Origin of the sequence: Flavobacterium sp. T12S277, from assembly GCF_048514875.1 — a bacterium.
In the GTDB taxonomy this organism is placed as follows: Bacteria; Bacteroidota; Bacteroidia; order Flavobacteriales; family Flavobacteriaceae; genus Flavobacterium.
Genome location: NZ_JBLYEG010000006.1, coordinates 216685 through 237425 on the forward strand (window position 1 = coordinate 216685; position 20741 = coordinate 237425).

Annotated in this window: 18 protein-coding genes; 17 read left to right on the top strand and 1 reads right to left on the bottom strand. The window is 34.2% G+C overall.

Annotation, left to right across the window (positions count from 1 at the left end):
• The first annotated feature begins 197 nt into the window (after positions 1 to 197).
• The 7 genes from ACN1CN_RS11455 to ACN1CN_RS11485 all read left to right on the top strand — a co-directional run bounded on the left by ACN1CN_RS11455 (position 198) and on the right by ACN1CN_RS11485 (position 10704).
• Positions 198 to 3302, top strand: coding sequence for a SusC/RagA family TonB-linked outer membrane protein (locus ACN1CN_RS11455; protein ID WP_419135770.1), 3105 nt, complete (start codon positions 198 to 200; stop codon positions 3300 to 3302).
• Positions 3303 to 3312: 10 nt separating this feature from the next.
• Positions 3313 to 4896, top strand: coding sequence for a RagB/SusD family nutrient uptake outer membrane protein (locus ACN1CN_RS11460; protein ID WP_291285347.1), 1584 nt, complete (start codon positions 3313 to 3315; stop codon positions 4894 to 4896).
• 183 nt (positions 4897 to 5079) lie between these two features.
• Positions 5080 to 7047: a putative porin gene (locus ACN1CN_RS11465; RefSeq protein WP_419135771.1), complete on the top strand. Its 1968-nt coding sequence runs from the start codon at positions 5080 to 5082 to the stop codon at positions 7045 to 7047.
• A 50-nt stretch (positions 7048 to 7097) separates the two neighbouring features.
• Entirely contained in the window at positions 7098 to 8459 is a 1362-nt protein-coding gene (locus ACN1CN_RS11470; protein WP_291285345.1) for a pyridoxal-phosphate dependent enzyme, read from the top strand.
• A gap of 86 nt (positions 8460 to 8545) precedes the next feature.
• A complete protein-coding gene (locus ACN1CN_RS11475; protein ID WP_419135809.1) occupies positions 8546 to 9028 on the top strand; it encodes a 3'-5' exonuclease in 483 nt (160 codons plus the stop codon).
• Positions 9029 to 9099: 71 nt separating this feature from the next.
• Entirely contained in the window at positions 9100 to 10368 is a 1269-nt protein-coding gene (locus ACN1CN_RS11480) for a DUF2851 family protein (protein WP_419135772.1), read from the top strand.
• A 108-nt stretch (positions 10369 to 10476) separates the two neighbouring features.
• The gene (locus ACN1CN_RS11485) at positions 10477 to 10704 is read left to right on the top strand and encodes a PspC family transcriptional regulator (protein ID WP_007810860.1); all 228 of its coding nucleotides are present in this window, start codon (positions 10477 to 10479) and stop codon (positions 10702 to 10704) included.
• Positions 10705 to 10756: 52 nt separating this feature from the next.
• Here ACN1CN_RS11485 and ACN1CN_RS11490 read toward each other — a convergent pair whose 3' ends face one another.
• Positions 10757 to 12226, bottom strand: a complete 1470-nt coding sequence (locus ACN1CN_RS11490) for an APC family permease (protein WP_291285343.1) — start codon at positions 12224 to 12226, stop codon at positions 10757 to 10759.
• 274 nt (positions 12227 to 12500) lie between these two features.
• Here ACN1CN_RS11490 and ACN1CN_RS11495 point away from each other — a divergent pair, with 274 nt between their 5' ends.
• The 10 genes from ACN1CN_RS11495 (at position 12501) to ACN1CN_RS11540 (ending at position 20737) form a co-directional block, all read left to right on the top strand.
• Positions 12501 to 13388 (top strand): ComEA family DNA-binding protein, encoded by an 888-nt coding sequence (locus tag ACN1CN_RS11495; protein ID WP_419135773.1) that lies wholly within the window; start codon positions 12501 to 12503, stop codon positions 13386 to 13388.
• A 17-nt stretch (positions 13389 to 13405) separates the two neighbouring features.
• On the top strand, positions 13406 to 14548 hold the full coding sequence (locus ACN1CN_RS11500) for an acyl-CoA dehydrogenase family protein (RefSeq protein WP_419135774.1): 1143 nt from the start codon (positions 13406 to 13408) through the stop codon (positions 14546 to 14548).
• Positions 14549 to 14604: 56 nt separating this feature from the next.
• On the top strand, positions 14605 to 16389 hold the full coding sequence (locus ACN1CN_RS11505; RefSeq protein ID WP_419135775.1) for a hypothetical protein: 1785 nt from the start codon (positions 14605 to 14607) through the stop codon (positions 16387 to 16389).
• A complete protein-coding gene (locus ACN1CN_RS11510) occupies positions 16377 to 16850 on the top strand; it encodes a hypothetical protein (RefSeq protein WP_419135776.1) in 474 nt (157 codons plus the stop codon). The genes ACN1CN_RS11505 and ACN1CN_RS11510 overlap by 13 nt, the downstream gene beginning before the upstream one ends.
• Positions 16851 to 16979: 129 nt before the next feature.
• Entirely contained in the window at positions 16980 to 17366 is a 387-nt protein-coding gene (locus ACN1CN_RS11515) for a hypothetical protein (protein ID WP_419135777.1), read from the top strand.
• Between the two features lie 291 nt (positions 17367 to 17657).
• Positions 17658 to 18113 carry a hypothetical protein gene (locus ACN1CN_RS11520; RefSeq protein ID WP_419135778.1) on the top strand — a complete coding sequence of 152 codons (456 nt, stop codon included), beginning with the start codon at positions 17658 to 17660 and terminating at the stop codon, positions 18111 to 18113.
• An 81-nt stretch (positions 18114 to 18194) separates the two neighbouring features.
• Entirely contained in the window at positions 18195 to 18653 is a 459-nt protein-coding gene (locus ACN1CN_RS11525; RefSeq protein WP_419135779.1) for a hypothetical protein, read from the top strand.
• 85 nt (positions 18654 to 18738) lie between these two features.
• Complete coding sequence (locus tag ACN1CN_RS11530) at positions 18739 to 19254, top strand: hypothetical protein (protein ID WP_419135780.1); 516 nt, start codon at positions 18739 to 18741, stop codon at positions 19252 to 19254.
• 255 nt (positions 19255 to 19509) lie between these two features.
• Positions 19510 to 19704: a 30S ribosomal protein S21 gene (rpsU, locus tag ACN1CN_RS11535; RefSeq protein WP_035684969.1), complete on the top strand. Its 195-nt coding sequence runs from the start codon at positions 19510 to 19512 to the stop codon at positions 19702 to 19704.
• Positions 19705 to 19840: 136 nt separating this feature from the next.
• Complete coding sequence (locus ACN1CN_RS11540; protein WP_419135781.1) at positions 19841 to 20737, top strand: tyrosine-type recombinase/integrase; 897 nt, start codon at positions 19841 to 19843, stop codon at positions 20735 to 20737.
• Positions 20738 to 20741: the final 4 nt, after the last annotated feature.

Consider the following 20741-nt stretch of genomic DNA (forward strand, 5'->3'; position numbering starts at 1 on the left):
TTAAGTGTTAAATTTACATAAATCTATATTTTTAATAAAAATTAAGGAATATTGCTATTAAAAAGAATAAAATCTAAATAAATTGTGATGGATATTGAGAGATGTTTAGGAATTTAGATTAAAATTAAGTTAAAAACTTTTGGAGTTTTAAGAAATAATTAAGATGTTTGCGCCATACTAATTCAAAATAAATTAAAATGAAATTAAAATTTAAATGGATTTTTACGCTGGTTGTGGCGTTATCTATGCAGTTTTCTTTTGCTCAGGAGAGAACTGTGACTGGAAAGGTCTCTGATAAAACAGGGGTTATTCCGGGAGTAAATGTTCTTGTGAAAGGATCAAAAGTAAGTACTCAAACTGATTTTGACGGTAGTTATTCTATCAAAGCAAAGACAGGTGATGTGTTAGTTTTTTCATATGTAGGTATGAATAATAAACAAGCAACTGTTGGTTCTTCAAATTCAGTAAATGTTGTATTAGAGTCAGAGGCTCAATTAATGAATGAGGTTGTAGTTGTAGGTTACGGTGTTCAAAAGAGAAAGGAAGTAACTGGTTCGATCTCAAAAATTGCAGGAAGCGACATTTCTAATCTTGTAACTCCAAGTTTCGAGGGTGTATTAGCCGGTAGAGCAGCAGGGGTTCAGGTTGTAACCAATAGTGGAATTATTGGAGTAGCTCCAAAAATTAGAATTAGAGGTATTGCTTCTATTTCAAGTGGAACTGATCCATTAATCGTTGTAGATGGTATGCCTATTCTTTCAGGAGATATCGGAGGTTCAGCTAATACAAATGGATTAGCAGACATTAACCCGGATGATATCGAGTCATTTGATATCTTAAAAGATGGTGCTGCAACTGCAATTTACGGTTCGAGAGCAGCAAATGGAGTAATTTTAATTACTACAAAAAGCGGTAAAAAAGGAAGTTTAAAAGTAACGTATTCAACTAATTTTGGTGTGGCTAGTGCTGCAAAAAAATACGATTTATTACAAACTCCTGATTTCTTAGTTATTGCTAACGAGAAAAGAACAAACAGAGGACAAGCTCCTTGGGCTGTTGGAAGTACGTATAATACAGACTGGCAAGGTGCAGTTTTGAGAAATGCTCCTCAAATGACACATAACCTTTCTTTTAGCGGAGGTTCTGATAAAACGAAATATTATTTATCTCTTGGATATACTGATCAGGATGGTATCAATTTAGCGAATAGCATGAAAAGATATTCTGTTAGAGCGAATATTGATCAGGATATTAATAAATGGTTGAGTATTGGTACAAATTTAAGTGTTACCAGAACAGAATACAATGGTTTAAATACTAGTTCTAATGGACTTTCAGGGAACATTTTCAACACGATCAGACAGTTACCTAACGTTCCAATTTACGATGCTGCTAACCCAACTGGATATAACTTAACTTTACCATTGGGAACTAATACAGTTGGAAAATGGGATAATACAGATCCTGTAGGAGATAACATTACGAATATTGTTTATGCTTTAGATCACAACAAATACTATTCTAAAGTAAACAGAACTTTATTGAATGTTTTTGCAAATGCTAAAATTACTTCTGATTTAAGCTACAGACTTCAGGTAAGTGCTGATAACTCTATCACTGGTGGATTCCAATATTGGAACCCGGTTCATGGTGATGGTCGTTCAAGAAACGGTTATTTAATCAATGATAACACAGAGTATGCAAGATGGAACTGGCAAAATATCTTAAACTATAAAAAGACTTTTGCAGAAAATCATAATATTGGTGTAACTGCAGTAGCGGAATACCAAAAACAAAAATACCAATATTTCTTTGGTCAGGGAAGTGATATCATCAGTGATTTCTACGATAAAAACCTTGTTACCAACTCTTATATTACTAAAGATTCAGGTGGATCTATCACTGAGAATGGTATCATGTCTTACTTAGGTCGTTTCACTTACAACTATAAAGAGAAATACTTCCTACAAGGATCGATCAGAAGAGACGGTATCTCTAAATTAGGAAAAGATAAAAGATGGACTAATTTCCCTGGAGTTTCTGCAGGTTGGACAGTTTCGAAAGAAGATTTCATGCAGCCTATCAGCAATACACTTTCTGATTTCAAACTTAGAGCTTCTTACTCAAAAGTTGGAAATACTGAAATTGGAAACTACCCATACATGGATTTAACAGCTCCGTCTCCTTACGGACCTACAAATGGTATTGGTTATTCTCAATTTGGAAACCCAGTACTTCAATGGGAATCTAGTGAAAAAATCGATTTTGGTGCTGATGTTGGATTGTTCAACAACAGATTAACTATCGGATTTGATTACTACAGAAATAATATCGACAAGTTAATTTTGGCTGTACCGGTTTCACCTTCTTTAGGTATTCCGTTTAATACAACTAACAAAAACATTGGTAAATTGTACAACGAAGGGTATGAGTTTGCTGTAAGCTTTAAAGCAATCAATAATGAAAACTTTAAATGGGATGTATCTTCTAACTTAACATTGTCTAAAAACGTTGTAACTGAATTAGTAGACGGTCAGGATATTATTGGAGGTACTTCTTCTGATACTAATATTGCACCTAACTTGATCCTTAGACAAGGTGAGTCTATGAACTCATTATACGGATTTAAATATTGGGGAGTTAACAAAGCAAATGGTAACCCGGTTTACTATAAAGCGGATGGAAGTTTAGTACAAGGAAATCTTGCATCTTCAACTTATTTTGCATTCGATCCAAGCAATCCTGCTAATATGACAACTCCGGCGACTTTAAGTGCTGCGACTGATAAAGTTATTTTAGGAAATACACTTCCAACTTATTACGGATCTGTAAGTTCTACAATGAAATATAAAAATATTGATTTTGGTTTCATGTTCAGATTTAGTGGAGGAAATAAAATTTTCAACTCTACAAGAAGAGAGTTAATGAACCAAAACTTTAACAATAACGGAACAGAGATTTTAGGAAGATGGCAAAGTGTTGACAATCCTGGAGACGGATGGACTCCAAGATTATGGGCTAGTTCTAATACATTTACTAACCTTTCTGGAAATGCAAGTTCACGTTTTGTTGAAAAAGGAGACTTTATTTCACTTGACAATATTAGTTTAGGTTACACTTTACCAAAATTATTGTTAGATAAATTAAAAGTGGATAACTTTAGAATCTATGTTCAGGCACAAAATATTTGGTTGATCTCTGATTATAAAGGTATTAACCCAGAGATGGAAACGTCTGGAGTAGATATTAACGGTACTCCTCGTTCTAAAGTGATATCAGTGGGTCTTAATGTAAGTTTATAAAATGAAAAATATGAAAAATATAATAAAATCAATTTTACTATCTGTAGTTGTCTTAGGGCTGAACTCATGCTCAGAAGACAAGATATTAGATCTTGTTCCTGTAAATAACGTTCCTACAGATGTTGCCTTTTCAACGCCTGCTTATATCGAAACATATATGAATGGTGTTTATAACGCAGCTGCTATTGGTACTTATAACAGTGGAACTTCAAACGGAGGTAGAGGTTATGTTTGGGGAGCTGCTTTTGTTGAACAAGGAGAATGTATGGGAGAAGATGCTGTAAATAACGCAACTTTTTATCAGCTTACTTATACTCAAACGTATGATCCTACATCGGCTAACAACGTGTACTACTGGGTTGATGGTTACAGATTAATCAACAGATGTAACTTAATGATCGAAGGTACAACTGACGCTGTTGCAAAAGGTGTTATCACTAAAGCAGTTGGTGATGACTATATCGGACAAGCTAAATTTTTAAGAGCAATTACACATTTTGAATTGTTAAACTATTTTGCAAGACCTTATTTCCACACTCCAGGTGCTACTCACGCGGGTATTCCTTACAGAGAAGTTGGTATTAACACTCAGGCAGAAATTGATGCTGAAAACGTAAAACCTAGAAACTCAGTTGCTCAATGTTATGATAAAGTAATTGCAGATTTGAATGATGCTGAAAAATTGATCACATCAAATGGATTTGCAGGAGGTAGAGTAGTGGCTAAAGCAACTAAATCTGCAGCTATCGCTTTCAAAACAAGAGTATATCTTCAAAAAAGAGACTGGGCAAACGTAATTACTGAAGGTGTTAAGTTAAATGGTGTATACACTTTGACTGCTAAACCTGGTGACGTATTTGTTCCTGCAAGTAACTTGTCTAATACAGAATCTATCTTCTCTATTCAGCATTCAGCTACAGCTAACCCTGGAGTTAATGCAGGTTTGGCTAGTATTTTGAACAATAGAGCTTTAGTAAATATTAGCCCTATTATTTGGAGAAATAGCAAATGGTTAGCGGATGATAAAAGAAGAGAAGAGGGAGTTATGATTAAAACTGTAGCTGGAAGAAAATATACTAACAAATATTCTGACATTACAAACTTAACAGATGCTGCTCCGGTTATCAGATATGCTGAAGTAGTATTGAATATGGCAGAAGCTCAGGCTCGTTTGTCAAACACTACAGTAGCTCTTACTTTATTAAACTCTGTAAGAAACAGAGCATTGGGTAATCCTGTAGCAACTCCGGCTAATCCGGTTGGACAGGCTTATACTGCTGCTTCTTTTGCTACACCAGCTGATTTGGTTGCTGGTATTCTTATCGAAAGAAGAATCGAATTCTTAATGGAAGGACGCAGATGGTCTGATATTAGCAGACTTCAAGGAGATCCAATTGCAGCTGTAGCAATTAATGGTGTACCTGCAAAATTGGCTAATGCTGCACCAGCTGCTGCATTATACACTTTAGGAACACCTTATACAGGTCCTTATGGAGTTCCTGCTCTTCCTTATGCAGATTATAAATTTATTTGGCCAATACCACAAATTGAAATGCAAACTAATCCAGGTCTAGGACAAAACCCAGACTGGTAGAATTAAGATAAATATTTTGATTTTTTTTGAAAGCCCTCAATCAATTTTTTGATTGGGGGTTTTTGTTTCAACAGTTTGGTTTGAAAAAGAATCCAGATAACAATGATTTGTTTTTTTATACGTTTTTATCTTTTACCTTTGCCTGATAAATTTTGTCGTAATAATTACCTATAAAACCATCAAATGAGAATATTCATTTTTCTATATCTTTTAGTTGTGCCAACTTTAGTATTTTCTCAGGAAAAAACTGCATCTAAAAATAACTTAGACATGAACACCAAATATTCAAGTATAACTGATACGGTAAAAAAGAAAAAAGCCAAGATTGCTACCATAGATCAATATCAGATTATCACATTGGAGCACGATACCACTTACGTAGATACCTCGCTAACCTTAAAAAGCGCCTACAAACAAAATCATCTTAGAAAAGATGATTTCGGGCTTTTGGCTTTCTCAAACATCGGACAAACTTTTAATACACTGCAATACAGTTTAACGAATTTTTCTCCTTACCCGGAAATTGGTTTTAGCGGTAAACATTTTAATTATATGGAAGCCGATCAGATTCGTTATTATTCGGCGGCAACTCCTTTTACTGAATTGTTTTTTAACACCACCATCAATAAAGGTCAGAACGTAGACTCCTTTATTACGTTAAACACCTCAAAAAATCTTAACTTTTCTATCGCTTACAAAGGCTTACGCTCAGAAGGAGATTATATAAACCAATTGGTAAGTGCAGGAAATTTCAGATTCACCACCAGTTATGCCACAACAGATAAAAGGTATGCCATAAATGCTCACTATACGTATCAGGACATTTCAAATGAAGAAAATGGAGGGATTACAACTTCCACAGATTTTGAAAGCGATAATAAGGATTATAAAAACCGTCAAAGGCTACAAGTATACCTAACAGATGCTAAATCTTTTTTGAAAGGAAGACGTTTGTTTTTTGATCATGCATTCCGAGTAAATCCGAAAAACGGAAACAATAATTTATATGTAACGCACCAGTTTAATTACGAAAATAAACTTTTTGAGTACACTCAGGCGACATTAACTTCAAATGTTGGTAATACACTGGTTCAGCGATTTGGAGATTCGTATGTTACTAGTGGGATTAACGATAAAACAAAATACGAAAGACTATATAATAAGGTTGGACTTGCCTACGAAAATTCTCTTTTAGGAAAATTTAATTTTTTCGTAGACGATTACAGATCAAATTATGAATACGGAAGAATTATAATCCATAAGGACAAAACAGTCATTCCGGATAATTTATTTTTGCAGATTAATAATTTCGGAGGGCAATACGAATATCAAAAGAACAAATGGAACGGTCGTTTCTTGTATTCAAGATCCATTACCAATCAGTCGCTTTCTAATTTAGATGCGAAATTAAGATACGACATGAATGATAAAATTCAGTTTGATTTTAGATATCGTAACATCAATAAATTGCCAAACAACAACTTCAATTTATACCAAAGCAGCTACACCGAGTACAACTGGTCGAATAATTTTAAAAACGAAAAAATTAATTCGCTTAGTGCCAGTGTTGCCACACCCTGGGTAAACGCAGAAGTGCAATACACCGTTCTAAACGATCATTTGTATTTTGAAGACAAATCTTCGGATATTCAGACTGCGGCACATACTCAGATTATTAAGCCGGCTCAATACGGTAGTGCTATTAATTACCTTGAAATTAAAGCAGGCCGTGAGTTTAAATTTGGGCGATTTGCATTAGACAATACACTTTTGTATCAAAAAGTAGAACAATCAGATCTGATTTTAAATGTGCCCGATTTCGTAACCAGAAATACATTCTATTATTCGGGACACTTTTTTAAGAAAGCATTGTACATGCAATCTGGAGTAGTATTTAATTATTTTACAAAATATTACGGAAACGACTATAATCCGGTTATCGGAGAATTTTTTGTTCAGCATAACAAAAAGATAGGGGGTTACCCGTTATTCGATCTTTTTGTAAATGCCAGAATTCGTCAAACCCGCTTTTATTTAAAAGCAGAACACATAAACGCTTTATTTTCAAAAGGCGATTATTATTCGGCACCTAATAATCCTTATCGCGATTTTGTGATCCGATTTGGTTTGGTTTGGAACTTCTTCCAATAAAATTAGGCGTCTCATATTTTTAAAAACCAAATATTAAAATTCAAATAGAAATGGACTTTTCAAAAAACATTTTAGAAACAATCGGTAATACACCATTGGTAAAACTCAACAAAATTGTTGCTGAAATAGATGCGCTGGTATTGGCAAAAGTCGAAACTTTTAATCCCGGGAATTCTGTTAAAGACAGAATGGCCGTGAAAATGATTGAAGATGCAGAGGCAGATGGCCGATTAAAACCAGGAGGAACCATTATTGAAGGTACTTCAGGAAATACAGGAATGGGATTGGCACTTGTAGCCATCATCAAAGGCTACAAACTGATTTGTGTAATATCAGACAAACAGTCTAAAGAAAAAATGGATATCCTGCGTGCAGTAGGAGCTAAAGTGGTCGTTTGTCCTACCGATGTGGAGCCTACAGATCCACGTTCTTATTACTCAGTTTCAAAACGTCTGGCTAGTGAAACACCAAATTCATGGTATGTGAATCAATACGATAACATGTCTAATTCATTGGCACATTATGAGCAAACCGGACCAGAAATCTGGAAACAGACCGATGGAAAGATCACGCATTTTGTAGTGGGAGTAGGAACAGGAGGAACGATTTCAGGAGTTGGAAAATACCTGAAAGAAAAAAATCCAAACATTAAAATTTGGGGAATTGATACCTACGGTTCTGTTTTTAAAAAATACCATGAAACCGGAATTTTTGACGAAAACGAAATCTATTCGTACATCACAGAAGGAATTGGAGAAGATATTTTGCCTAAAAACGTTGACTTCTCTTTAATTGACGGATTCACTAAAGTAACCGATAAAGATGCAGCTGTTTACACCAGAAAAATTGCATTGGAAGAAGCTATTTTTGTTGGAAACTCTGCCGGAGCCTGTATAAAAGGACTGTTACAGCTAAAAGAACATTTCAAGCCGGATGATGTGGTAGTAGTATTATTTCACGATTCAGGAAGCCGTTATGTAGGTAAAATGTTTAATGACGACTGGATGCGCGAACGTGGCTTCTTGGAAGAAAATGTAACAAAAGCCGAGGATGTTATAAAAGATCATATCGATAAACAATTAATCGTTGTTCGTACCGAAGAACTAGTTTCTCACGCAATCGAGCGTATGCGTAAATACAAAATTTCGCAAATTCCGGTAGTAGATATCAACGGGTTTGTGGGTTCTGTTGACGAAACAGACTTATTCAGAAGTTATGTTGCCGATAAAAACGTTGCCGAAAAACCAATTAAAGAAGTAATGGGGAAACCTTTCCCAATTGTAAAATTAGGAACTCCAATTGAAGAGGTATCTAAGTTATTTACCAAAGAAAATGACGCTGTTTTAGTAGATCTTGAAAACGGAAATCATCATATCATTACAAAATATGATATTATCGGATCAATAAAATAAAGCAATTTTTTAATAAATTTATAAATCCATAAATCTGGTTGGAAACAATTAGATTTATGGATTTTTTTACTCCTATAACACAGCATATGAACTTTACCGCCATAGACTTTGAAACTGCAACCAGTTACCATCCGTGTTCGGTTGGGATTGTAACGGTAGAAAACGGAATAATTGTAGACGAATTTGTTACACTCATCAAGCCGCCAAACAATCAGTACAATCCCTTCACCATTCAGGTTCATGGTATATATCCGCGAGATACTGTTGCTGCAAAATCTTTTGTACAGGTTTATCCCGAAATCGAAAAAAGATTAAAAAACAGAGTGGTCGTGGCACATAATGAAAGTTTTGACCGCAACGTACTAATGAAATCAATGGCGCTTTACGGACTGAATTATGAGGATTTGAATATTGCAGCTAAGTGGGAGTGTACGGTTAAAATTTACAAAGCAAAAGGCTTCAAACCAACTAAATTGAGTGACTGTTGCCGCGAGATGAAAATTCAGTTAAATCATCATGAAGCATTATCAGATGCACGTGCCTGTGCCAGATTGTATCTGTTAAAATAAAATATATTTTGTAAGATAAATAGTATTTTTTATTAATTTAGAGCTTTGCAAACCATCGTATAAGCCTAAACATGAAAGAAGATTTTCTTCATTATCTCTGGAGATTCAGAAAGTTTGAAACCCTGAATTTAAGAACTACTCAAAATGAGCCGCTCACTATTATTAAAACTGGCGATTATCTCGGGCTTTCGGGACCGGATTTTTTTAATGCGCAAATTATAATAGGCAATCAAAAATGGGCTGGTAATATCGAAATACATCTAAAATCTTCAGATTGGTATGTGCATGGTCACGAAAAGGACCCGGCCTATCACAATGTAATTTTGCATGTGGTTTGGGAGCACGACACCGAAATTTTTGGTAAAAACAATACCGAGATTCCGGTTTTGGTTTTAAAGGAGTATACGGCCGCGGAGATACTTTCAAATTACAATGCCTTGTTAACACCAAAATCATGGATTTTTTGCGAAAAAGACATCGCTAAAATTGACGCATTCGTTTTTAAAAACTGGCAGGAGAGGCTGTTTTTTGAACGTTTAGAACGTAAGTCCGAATTCATTTATGATTTGCTCAGAGAAAATCAACAGGACTGGGAAGCCGTTTTATTCTCGTTATTCGCAAAGAATTTTGGATTAAACACCAATGCGAATTCTTTTCTGCAAATGGCCAAATCGCTCCCTTTTTCAATGATCAGAAAAGAAAGTTTTGAAGTTGAAAATCTGGAAGCATTGTTTTTTGGAACCACAGGTTTATTAGATTCCGGGAAAGAAGATGTCTATTTTACCGACTTAAATACCAGATATGATTATTTGCTGAACAAATATCAGGTGAAGAAGTGTCATATCGATCCGGTTCAGTTTTTTAAACATCGTCCCGATAATTTCCCGACTATTCGACTCTCGCAATTGGCCAATTTATACCGGGAGCAAAACCTGTTTTCAAAAGTAATTGCTGTAAAATCGGTAGCAGAAGTACGTCAATTGTTTCTGGTTTCAGCAAGTCCGTATTGGCGAAATCATTACCAGTTTGATAAAGAAAGTGTCAGGAAACCAAAGGCTTTATCTCCTGCATTTATAGATCTGCTCATCATAAATACCATCATTCCGCTTCAGTTTGCCTATGCACGCACGAGAGACGAATTAATTTCTGAAGAGCTAATTGCTTTTATGAATCAGGTAGCACCGGAGCGCAATGCCATTATCGATAAATTTGATTTCTTTGGAGTAAAGGCTAAAAATGCTTTTGAAACTCAGGCCCTTTTAGAACTTAAAAAAGAGTACTGCAATCAAAAAGCCTGTTTGCGATGTGCATTGGGAATTGATTTGCTTAAGACTAATTAGGTAATTAGATAATTAGATAATGAGGCAATTAGATAATTAGAAAATGTGATAATTTTGTACTTTTGTAGAAAGTGACAAATCAAAAATCTACAATCTAAAATCAATAACATGTCCGCTATTTTAAAACTAAAGTTCTTTTTTGAAAAATATGGTTTTCATGTATCTTCCAGATTGGCTGATAAACTGGGGATGCGCGTTACCAGTGTAAGATTGTTTTTTATTTACATTTCATTTGTTACAGCCGGTTTAGGTTTTGGCGTTTATTTAACCCTTGCCTTTTGGATTCGGTTGAAAGATTTGATCCGAGCAAAACGAACTTCTGTTTTTGACTTATAAAAAAAAAGCTCCAAATGTTTAATTTGGAGCTTTTAGTTTTATAGAACAATGTTTATTCGTTTTCGGTACTGTTGTTAAGTCTTGATCTTTTTTTACTGTATCCAAAATAAACCAAAATACCAACAGCTAACCATCCTAGTGAAAGAAATTGAGCATCGTGGCTTAAATTGATCATTAAATAAGTGTTGATCGCTATACCTAAAACAGCAATAATAGGAAGTGCAGGAACTTTAAAAGTTCTTGTTAATCCAGGTTGTTTTACTCTTAAAATCCAAACTGCGATACAAACCATTGTAAAGGCAAACAAAGTACCAAAACTGGTCATATCAGCTAATTTATTGATAGGTGTAAAAGCAGCAACTGTAGCAATAATACCACCTAATATGATTAAGTTGGTTTTTGGAGTTCCAGAAAGTGGATTAACTTTAGAGAATACAGCAGGAATTAATCCGTCTTTAGACATACCAAGGAAAATTCTTGATTGTCCCATAATCATAACCATTAATACCGAAACAAGACCTATCGTTGCAGCAATAGTAATGATAAGACCAGCCCATCCTTGTCCGGCAATATCAAATGCATAAGCCACAGGAGCTTTAATAGCATCTGGATATTTTCCTAGCGGGTTAAAATCTTTATAGTTCATCATACCTGTTAGTACTAAAGAAACAAGTATATATAAAGTAGTACAAATTAATAGGGAAGCAATAATAGCAAACGGAACATCCTTTTTAGGGTTAACCGCTTCTCCTGCCTGAGTAGAAACAGCATCGAAACCAACGTAAGCAAAGAAAATAGCAGCGGCTCCGGATACAATTCCTCCAATTCCGTATGCGTTGTGAGTAGTTTCTTTTTCAATAATTTGAGTAGCTGCTGGAATAAATGGAGACCAGTTAGCCGTATTAATAAAGAAAAGACCGGCAATAATTACAAATATTACAGCAGAAACCTTTAAGATAACAATAAAATTGTTTGCTTTTGCGGCGCTTTTTGTTCCTTTAATAAGTATGGAAATAACCAAAATAACAATTAAAAAAGCCGGTAAGTTCATAGAAAAGCCTTCTCCGGTGTAACTAGCAGGATCTGTTGTGAGCCATTCAGGTAAATGGATATGAAACATTTTGAGCAGTTTATTGAAATATCCGGACCAGGAGACGGCGACCGTCATCGATCCCATTGCATATTCAAGAATAAGTCCCCAACCGATAATCCATGCAAAAATTTCTCCAATTGTTCCGTATGCATAAGCATAAGCAGAACCTTCAACAGGTAAAATAGAGGCAAACTCAGAATAACAAAGAGCTGCAAAAACGCAGGCAATCCCCGCAATGATGAAAGAAACAGCTAACGCTGGACCTGCATGGTAATATGCTCCAGTACCTGTAAGTACAAAAATTCCTCCACCAATAATGGCACCAACACCAATGGCTGTAAGGCTCCATTTTCCTAGAACTCTTTTTAAATCACTTTTTTTCATATCGGCCTCAAAGGCTGATATCGGTTTAACTCTCCAAATTGACATACTATTTTATTGGTTTATTTGTTACTAAGCTCCAAATGTATCGTTTTTTGTAAAAACTAAAAACAATTATCTCGTTTTTAGTTGTAAAATATTAAATATTTTGACAAAACCCCCGCTGATTGATCTTTAAATACTGAGATTCATTAAATTAATTGGGCATAAATAATGAAAAGTGTAATTTTCTGAAACACATAATTCTTGTTAATTTTCTTACTAAATCAACACTTTTTCTCTATTTTAGTGCACTATTTAAGAAAGAAAAAGTTCGAATAAAATGAGTTTAAAAGATTTTGCAGTCTATTTTAGGTTTACAAAAGAGCAGCGGAAAGGAATTTTTTTGCTTTTTGTAATCATAGTGGTTTTGCAGACCGTTTATTTTTTTGTTGACTTTAGCCCGGCGGATAAAATCTTTCCCGAAGAAAAACAATGGCTCTCGTTGCAGTCCGAAATCGATTCTTTAAAACATTTAAAGTCCGACGAGCAAAGAAAGGTGTATTCTTTTAATCCAAATTTCATTACCGATTATAAAGGCTATAAACTTGGGATGTCAGTTCAGGAGATCGATCGGCTATTGGCTTTTAGAAAAGAGAACAAATATGTAAATTCAGCAATAGAATTTCAGGCGGTCACAAAAATTTCAGATTCGTTACTTCGTGTCATCTCTCCTCTGTTTAAATTTCCCAATTGGGTTGGAAATAAAGCAAAGCCTAAAATCGAAAGAAAAGAGTTTGTGCGGGAACTTGTTTCTAAAAAAGAAAAAATAATAGTTCAGGATATCAATACGGCAACCCGGGAAGATCTTATTCAGCTCTATGGTATTGGTGAAGCTTTATCTTTAAGGATATTAAAACAAAGAGAGATTTTGGGATGTTTTGTTTCGATGGAGCAAATGAATGAGGTGTGGGGGCTTTCGCCTGAAGTTGTCAATGAACTAAGTTTGCATTATAAAGCTGTAATGCCTTCTTCTTTTAAAAGAATAGCTGTAAATGATGCGTCTTTGAAAGAATTGGCAAAGTTTCCGTATTTCCGATATGCGTTAGCCAAAGAAATTGTAACGTATCGAAGCATGAATGGAAAAATTAATAATATTGAGGATTTATCAAAAATTAAAGATTTTCCTATTGAAAAAGCAAAAATAATTAGTTTATATTTGGAGTTCTAAAAAAAAACAGAATTACAATGAACTTTGAATATAACGAAACGCAGTTGATGATTGCGCAGTCAATAAAAGAATTTGCGGAGAAAAATATCAGACCCAATGTGATGGAATGGGATGAATCTCAGGTTTTTCCGGTTTCCCTGTTTAAACAACTGGGAGAAATGGGGTATATGGGAGTTTTGGTTCCCGAAGAATACGGAGGTTCCGGTTTAGGATACCACGAATATATTACCGTTGTAGAAGAAATTGCAAAAGTTGATCCTTCAATTGGTTTATCGGTTGCGGCTCATAATTCATTATGCACCAACCACATTTTGACTTTTGGAAACGAAGAACAAAAGAAAAAATGGTTGCCAAAATTAGCCACAGCCGAATATATTGGAGCGTGGGGATTAACAGAGCACAATACTGGATCGGATGCAGGAGGAATGAACACTACAGCCGTTAAAGACGGTGACGAATGGATTGTAAATGGAGCTAAGAACTTCATCACGCATGCTATTTCAGGTGATATTGCCGTAGTAATTGTTCGTACTGGTGAAAAAGGCGACTCAAAAGGAATGACGGCTTTCGTTTTTGAGAAAGGAATGAAAGGATTTAGTTCAGGAAAAAAAGAAAATAAACTAGGAATGCGTGCCAGTGAAACGGCCGAATTGGTTTTTGATAGCTGTCGTGTTCCGGATGCGAACAGATTAGGAGAAGTAGGGCAGGGGTTTGTTCAGGCCATGAAAATATTAGATGGAGGACGAATTTCAATTGGGGCATTATCTTTAGGGATCGCAAAAGGCGCTTATGAAGCAGCTTTGAAATATTCAAAAGAAAGATATCAATTTGGTCAGCCTATCAGTAATTTTCAGGGAATCTCTTTCAAGCTGGCGGATATGGCTACTGAAATTGAAGCGTCGGAATTGCTACTGCATAAAGCTGCTTTCTTAAAACAACAGCATAAGCCGGTTACAACACTTGGGGCTATGGCTAAGATGTATGCTTCAGAAGCATGTGTGAAGATCGCCAATGAGGCTGTTCAGATTCACGGAGGTTATGGGTATACCAAAGATTTTCCGGTAGAGAAGTTTTACAGAGACTCTAAATTGTGTACGATCGGAGAAGGAACAACTGAAATTCAAAAAGTGGTTATTTCCAGAAACTTACTTAAAGAGTAGTAGGTTTTTTCTGTGTTGTTTTCATATGTTTGTAGTGAGTAAAAAACAAACAAACTATGAGATTGAAGATTATCAATTTTTCAAACCTTATTATACTATGTTTTGGTATTGTTCTTTTAGGGTGCGAAAAAGATGTATCAGACGATACTAAAGAAATAGTTGCAACCGCTCCTTTTAAGAGTGATTTGTTGAATTTAAAACAGTTGCCGGCAGATATACAAAATTATATAAGTACGGATAACATAAATAATACTGCTCGTTCCGGTGAAAATTGGAATGGTTTACTTGATGCTATATTTGCAACGCAGAACATTGTTAAAACAAAAGACAATGAGGGTGTTGTAAACTATAGCATCAGTTTTATTTATGAAGATAGTCCGGAGAATGTATTTTATAATTTAATTATTAATGTATTGCCAACCGGGGAGCAATCACAGTACGTAATAAAATATACGTGCAACCCCGCTGATTTCCCCAATTTTAAATCTCATAATTTCGATTTTAATTATTTTGTAGGATCAACAGAAATGGGGGTTCTAACCCAAAATTCAGGAAGTTTTACTGGTAAATCAAGCAGTGGTGACGATCCTTGTCCTAAAATTTTTATTCCCCCTTCGGGTTCAGGTAGTAATACCGGAGCAGTTGGAGGGGCAGTTGGTGGTGGTGGCGGTACGCCTTCGACACCTTCAGGGTTTAACACTACAGTTGCCGGTTATAATGTGTCGGCAAGCAGTAGCGGTGGAATCTATTCTGTTTCGGTAGGAACAACCACATACTACAGCGGAGGAGGAACCAGTATTCTCGGTGGAGTTTCGCCTGGTGCTAATGGCGGTAGCGGTGCGAATTATTTTTTTTACTTCAGACCATTGGTAAAAGCGCCCGGTACAAGTAAAAAGGCAAGCGATTGTCCTGATCAAACACCACCTCCGGGTTATGTTCCGGTGAGTACAGCTTCAGAGACGATAGCGGTTATTAAGACAAAAATCCAGATGAGTAAGGCCCAAATGGTTTATCTCATGAATACTCCGGAAGCGCTTAGTCTGGTGTATAGCATGGTCTACAATAATCCAAGCGAGGAAGATAAGAATTTTGCTTTGGCGATGATTGATGCCTTAAAAGACGGAAGTGTTGTCGATTTGAAATACAGGATAATACTGCATCCCACTTTTTCGGATAATAAGTGTTTGATGGGAGTTTATACACAGCTTGGTGGTTCGGCGACTTTTCAAAATTATTTAAAGAGATTCGATGGAGATTTTTCTCTGGCCAATTTAACATTAAGTGTTGGTGTTGATCCTGAGCATCCAAACGCCAGTGCAGTAACTTATCAGCCAAAAAATGGTTTAATTGAGATAAAATTTAACCCTGGAAAATTAGATACTCCAGCTCTTAATATAGCTAAAAATTTTGCACATGAAATTTTACATGCAGAAATGTTTGAAAAACTTTTAGCGCTTTCAGGGAAGAAAGAAATATCATGGTCAGCAGAATTTATAGAAAGTATTCGTGACGATCAGCCTAAAATAGCAGAATATTATACAATGTATTTGTACGACATTCCTATTGGAGGCTCAATTTCTGATCCACAGCATGAGTATATGGCACAACTTTCGATAAATACGATTAAGGATATTCTTAAACAATACGATAATACACAAGCTGAAGATGTTTATACCGCCATAGCCTGGAGTGGTTTAATGGGGAAAGATGAGCCTAACGCGATAACAGGTTTGCCTCCGCAGCCTACTGCCGCTTGGGTAAATATATCTAAAACTGAAAGAGTGAGACTTATAAATATTTATAAAAACTTTCTTAATACAAATCCATCATGTCAAAAATAAAGTTAATAATTGTCATATTTATATTTTCAATTAAGATTATGTTTTCTCAGGGACACAATGAATATAATCGGAATTCGATATATCTTGATTTAAAAGATAAAGCGCTAGAGAGTTATGAAATTGACAAAGATACAATGAATGCTCATTTTAGTGTCTATTTTAAAAAATATCAATCTAAAAAAGAGAGAGATAAAGCGACTGAAATATATAAGGATATGGTAAAGAATATTAGAACGAGTAAAATAAATCCTAGCGAGGTAAGGCTTCCTACTTTTTCAATCAGCTTTCTTGTTTATAATGAAAAACCTGAAAAATTAAAATCATTAAAAGGAATTAAATTTATTACTCTTAAACAGTTCCGTGATAATGATTATAGAACATCAAATCCTACTTATATCATTCATAAATTAAAAGACGGCACTTATTTAAGATGGTTGGCTATAACTATGGATGAGATTTAGCTTTGATCTTAAAGTAAGAATTACACATTTTAAGAATTAGTTAGAATTTGGAGTTTTTATAATTTTATAGAATAAATATCTCTTGTTAATAAGAGTTTTTTTAAGATCGATTTAAGGTTTATCAATAAAATGAAGCTATATAAAATATTTATTCTATTTATATTGTTTAATTCTTTTAGCTTTTTCGGGCAGATTAAGAAAGAGAAGAAGATTTTGTTATTTGTCAAACAAGAAATGTCTTTTGATCAAAATGTTTTTATCATAGATGGGGTTACTTTTAAATATCATGAAAACAAAAAATATGTAAAATTCAATACTATTAAAAATTTTGTATCCAATTTAAATGATATGAATTCATATATACTAAAAAGTAAGGCTTACGATTCAAGAAAAAATGTTTCATTCTATTATTCTATGTTTTATGATATATATGTTTATAAAGAACATAAAAAGAATTCAGGATATCTTTATCCTGTAGAAAGAATTTGGGTTGTTAAAGGTAAAATCATAGATTAATTGTAAAGAAAACGAAAGATACTTTCTCGGGGATTTATTGTAATATTCTTTATAATGAAAAGGAAGCTATGAAATATTGATGTGATCTCTCTATCGAGAAAATACCTGGTAATTCTTAATTATAAGTATCGGACTTAACTATTGCTAGGAGTTGTTGAGGGTAATAGGAATAGGAAAGCCAGACGGCAACAGGGTTACCATGACAGCCGACAGCAGTTTGGGTAAATAAGTCTAAAAATGAAAGACTTCAAATGTTAGAAACGTATACCAACTTTATAAAAATAATTCCAAATGTCAGTAATCAAAAGAATAATCTTATGTATTGTGATTCTTTTTTCAAATACATTATTGGCACAGGAAAAAAAAGAGAGCAAACGGATTACTATATATCTAGACTTAAATGATAAATCTCTACGAGAATATTCTATTAATAAAGATACAACCGGAGCTAGTTTTAGTATTTATATAAAAAAGTATGAATCTAAAAAAGAAAGAGAGAGAGTAACAGAGAAGTATCATAATCAAATAGATGATCCAGATAGTATGGGACTTTCAAGCTTTTCTGTAGGTCTGTATGTTTTAAATGAGAAGCCCAAAAGAATAAAATCTTTAAAGGGTTTGAAATTCATTAACATTAAACAGTTTCAAAAAAGTGGATACAAAACGTCTAGCCCTACTTATATCATTCATAAGCTAAAGGATGGAACTTACTTACAATGGTCTGCTATGACTACGGAAGAGATTTAGCTTTGATTATAGAGTAAAGAATAGTAGTTAGAATATAATTTTATAGATACCAATACGCCATGTCACCAATAAAATTTTTGCTTGTTTTTTTTATTTCTAAGCAGTTTTTATTTATGGTTTTCACAAGTAGAAAAAAAACGAAATAGTAAGATCGTTTTTTTAGATTTAAAAAGTAAAGCGCTCAGAGAGTATACTATTGATAAAGATACAAGTGGGGTTCATTTTAGTATTTATGTAAAAAAATATGAATCTAAAAAAGAAAGGGATAAGGTAATTAAGACTTATAATGAGAGGGTGAAAAACATAAGGACAAGTGGGGAAAACCCTAGCGAAGTTAGGCTTCCTGATTTTTCTATAGGGTTTTATTCTTGGGGTGGAAAGCCTGAAAAATTAAAATCATTAAAAGGGATAAAATTTATAACTATCAAACAATTTCAAGATAGTATTTATTTTGTAAAAGATCCGAGTTATATTATTCATCAACTAAAAGATGGTACCTATTTAAAATGGGAAACATATACTATGGATGTTGTTGATTAATAGGTGGAATGACGATATAAGATTGTGCCCAGCTCTAGTTTGGGTGTTAATTTCTCAGGATGAAAGTTTTTAAATATTTATTAAAATGAACCGTATTTTAACTAACATTTGCCTTTTTCTATTTATTTCTGTTGGGTATGGGCAGAAAATAGAAAAAGCAACAATTTATATAGGGTATAATTACAATCCAATTTGTCCAAAAGTTGAAAAAGTTTTTTCCGAAGAGCATAATGGTGTAATTTTTAATTTGAATTGCACAAAAGAAACTACTGGTGTTGAGGATTGTAGTAGTGGAGGAAATGATAATTATATTTCATTGTTATATGTTGATAAGGCCGATACTATTGATATAAAAAAAATTGAAGAATATAAGGTTTTGAGTATAATGGAGTTGAAAAAGAAAGAGGTAGAGGGACGTAAAAAACTATTGGATTTTTATAAAAGAAAAAAAGATATTTACCACCGTCCAATAACAAAAGACAATATTTTTAAAACTTATGTAATAGAAATTATAAATGATAAGCAGTTTGTTGTTTATCCGGTTAAATGGAGAAATCCATTTGGCTATGATGATTATGGAGAAAGAGCTTCGAAAAACTAGAACTTTGTTTGTAAATATTGACACGGTTTGAGTGTGTTCAAAAAGTAGTTATTTCGAGAAACTTACTTAAAGAGTAGATTTTGTGAAATGTGAATTGTAAAAAGTAAAATGCGAGATATGGGTTATTAATTAACTCAGTATACATGCTACATTTCGCATCTTACATCTCACATTAAAAAAAAATCACATTTTATGGCTCGTAATTCATAATTAATATATACTTTTGCAGCCTTAACGAGAGGAGGTGTCAATATTATGTTAATTATACCAATTAAAGACGGAGAAAATATCGATAGAGCATTAAAGCGCTATAAAAGAAAATTTGATAAAACAGGAACTGTTCGTCAATTAAGAGCACGTACTGCTTTTATTAAGCCTTCTGTAATCAAAAGAGCTCAAATTCAAAAAGCGGCTTACATCCAAAACTTGAGAGACAGTTTAGAGAGTTAGTAGTAGCTTTTCAAAAATAATTACCGTTAGTCATCAAAAAATTATAACTTTGATGCTAACGGTTTTTTTGTGTTTAAAATTTACTGTTTTGTGTCTGGTTTTTGCAGCTGTAATGGTGTTGTAGTCTTGTATTTTTATGAAATCAAATAAAGAGGCGTTTCGTGAGTATTTGGAGCTGGAGAAAAAGTATTCGGCACATACTGTTGTGGCTTATCTGAACGACATCTCGTCTTTTGAGGAGTTTAATAAGGATGCTTTTGATCAGGATGCAATTGAGCAGGTGAGTTACGGTCAGATTAGGAGTTGGATTGTTTCTTTGGTTGATGGAGGAGTTTCTAATGTTTCGGTCAATCGAAAAATGGCATCTTTGAAGTCGTTTTATAAATTTCTTTTAAAAACAAAGCAAATTGAAGTGAGTCCGATGCTGAAGCACAAAGCATTAAAGACGCCTAAAATTATTCAGATCCCTTTTTCTGAAAAAGAGCTAACGGATTTAATGTTGGAGGTTGGTAATCCTTGCGGGTTCGAAGAAATTCGTGACAGACTTATTGTAGATCTTTTTTATGCTACAGGAATGCGAAGAGCGGAGTTGATTCATTTGATGAAATATAATGTTGATTTGTCTTCTGGGGTACTTAAGGTTTTAGGGAAGCGAAATAAAGAACGTGTTATTCCGATATTGCCAATAATTGCGGAGCAGTTGAATTTGTATTTAAGGGAAAGAGCATTGATTGAAAAGATAGTCGATGAGGATTATTTTTTTATTTCGGGCAAAGGGTTAAAATTGAGTGAATCTTTTGTGTATCGATTAATAAATTCTTACTTTAGTAAAGTCTCTGAAAAGGTAAAAAAGAGTCCGCATGTGCTTCGGCATACTTTTGCGACACACTTATTAAATAACGGAGCAGATTTAAATTCAGTTAAGGAATTATTGGGGCATTCGAGTTTGGCGTCTACACAAGTCTATACTCATAATAGTTTAGCGGAACTTAAAAAAGTATATACAAATGCGCATCCCAGAAACAAACAGTAATTCT

Coding starts and splice junctions, on each gene's coding strand:
- ACN1CN_RS11455 (WP_419135770.1), top strand. CDS start 198: ATGAAATTAAAATTTAAATGGATTTTTACGCTGGTTGTGGCGTTATCT.
- ACN1CN_RS11460 (WP_291285347.1), top strand. CDS start 3,313: ATGAAAAATATAATAAAATCAATTTTACTATCTGTAGTTGTCTTAGGG.
- ACN1CN_RS11465 (WP_419135771.1), top strand. CDS start 5,080: ATGAGAATATTCATTTTTCTATATCTTTTAGTTGTGCCAACTTTAGTA.
- ACN1CN_RS11470 (WP_291285345.1), top strand. CDS start 7,098: ATGGACTTTTCAAAAAACATTTTAGAAACAATCGGTAATACACCATTG.
- ACN1CN_RS11475 (WP_419135809.1), top strand. CDS start 8,546: ATGAACTTTACCGCCATAGACTTTGAAACTGCAACCAGTTACCATCCG.
- ACN1CN_RS11480 (WP_419135772.1), top strand. CDS start 9,100: ATGAAAGAAGATTTTCTTCATTATCTCTGGAGATTCAGAAAGTTTGAA.
- ACN1CN_RS11485 (WP_007810860.1), top strand. CDS start 10,477: ATGTCCGCTATTTTAAAACTAAAGTTCTTTTTTGAAAAATATGGTTTT.
- ACN1CN_RS11490 (WP_291285343.1), bottom strand. CDS start 12,226: ATGTCAATTTGGAGAGTTAAACCGATATCAGCCTTTGAGGCCGATATG.
- ACN1CN_RS11495 (WP_419135773.1), top strand. CDS start 12,501: ATGAGTTTAAAAGATTTTGCAGTCTATTTTAGGTTTACAAAAGAGCAG.
- ACN1CN_RS11500 (WP_419135774.1), top strand. CDS start 13,406: ATGAACTTTGAATATAACGAAACGCAGTTGATGATTGCGCAGTCAATA.
- ACN1CN_RS11505 (WP_419135775.1), top strand. CDS start 14,605: ATGAGATTGAAGATTATCAATTTTTCAAACCTTATTATACTATGTTTT.
- ACN1CN_RS11510 (WP_419135776.1), top strand. CDS start 16,377: ATGTCAAAAATAAAGTTAATAATTGTCATATTTATATTTTCAATTAAG.
- ACN1CN_RS11515 (WP_419135777.1), top strand. CDS start 16,980: ATGAAGCTATATAAAATATTTATTCTATTTATATTGTTTAATTCTTTT.
- ACN1CN_RS11520 (WP_419135778.1), top strand. CDS start 17,658: ATGTCAGTAATCAAAAGAATAATCTTATGTATTGTGATTCTTTTTTCA.
- ACN1CN_RS11530 (WP_419135780.1), top strand. CDS start 18,739: ATGAACCGTATTTTAACTAACATTTGCCTTTTTCTATTTATTTCTGTT.
- rpsU (WP_035684969.1), top strand. CDS start 19,510: ATGTTAATTATACCAATTAAAGACGGAGAAAATATCGATAGAGCATTA.
- ACN1CN_RS11540 (WP_419135781.1), top strand. CDS start 19,841: ATGAAATCAAATAAAGAGGCGTTTCGTGAGTATTTGGAGCTGGAGAAA.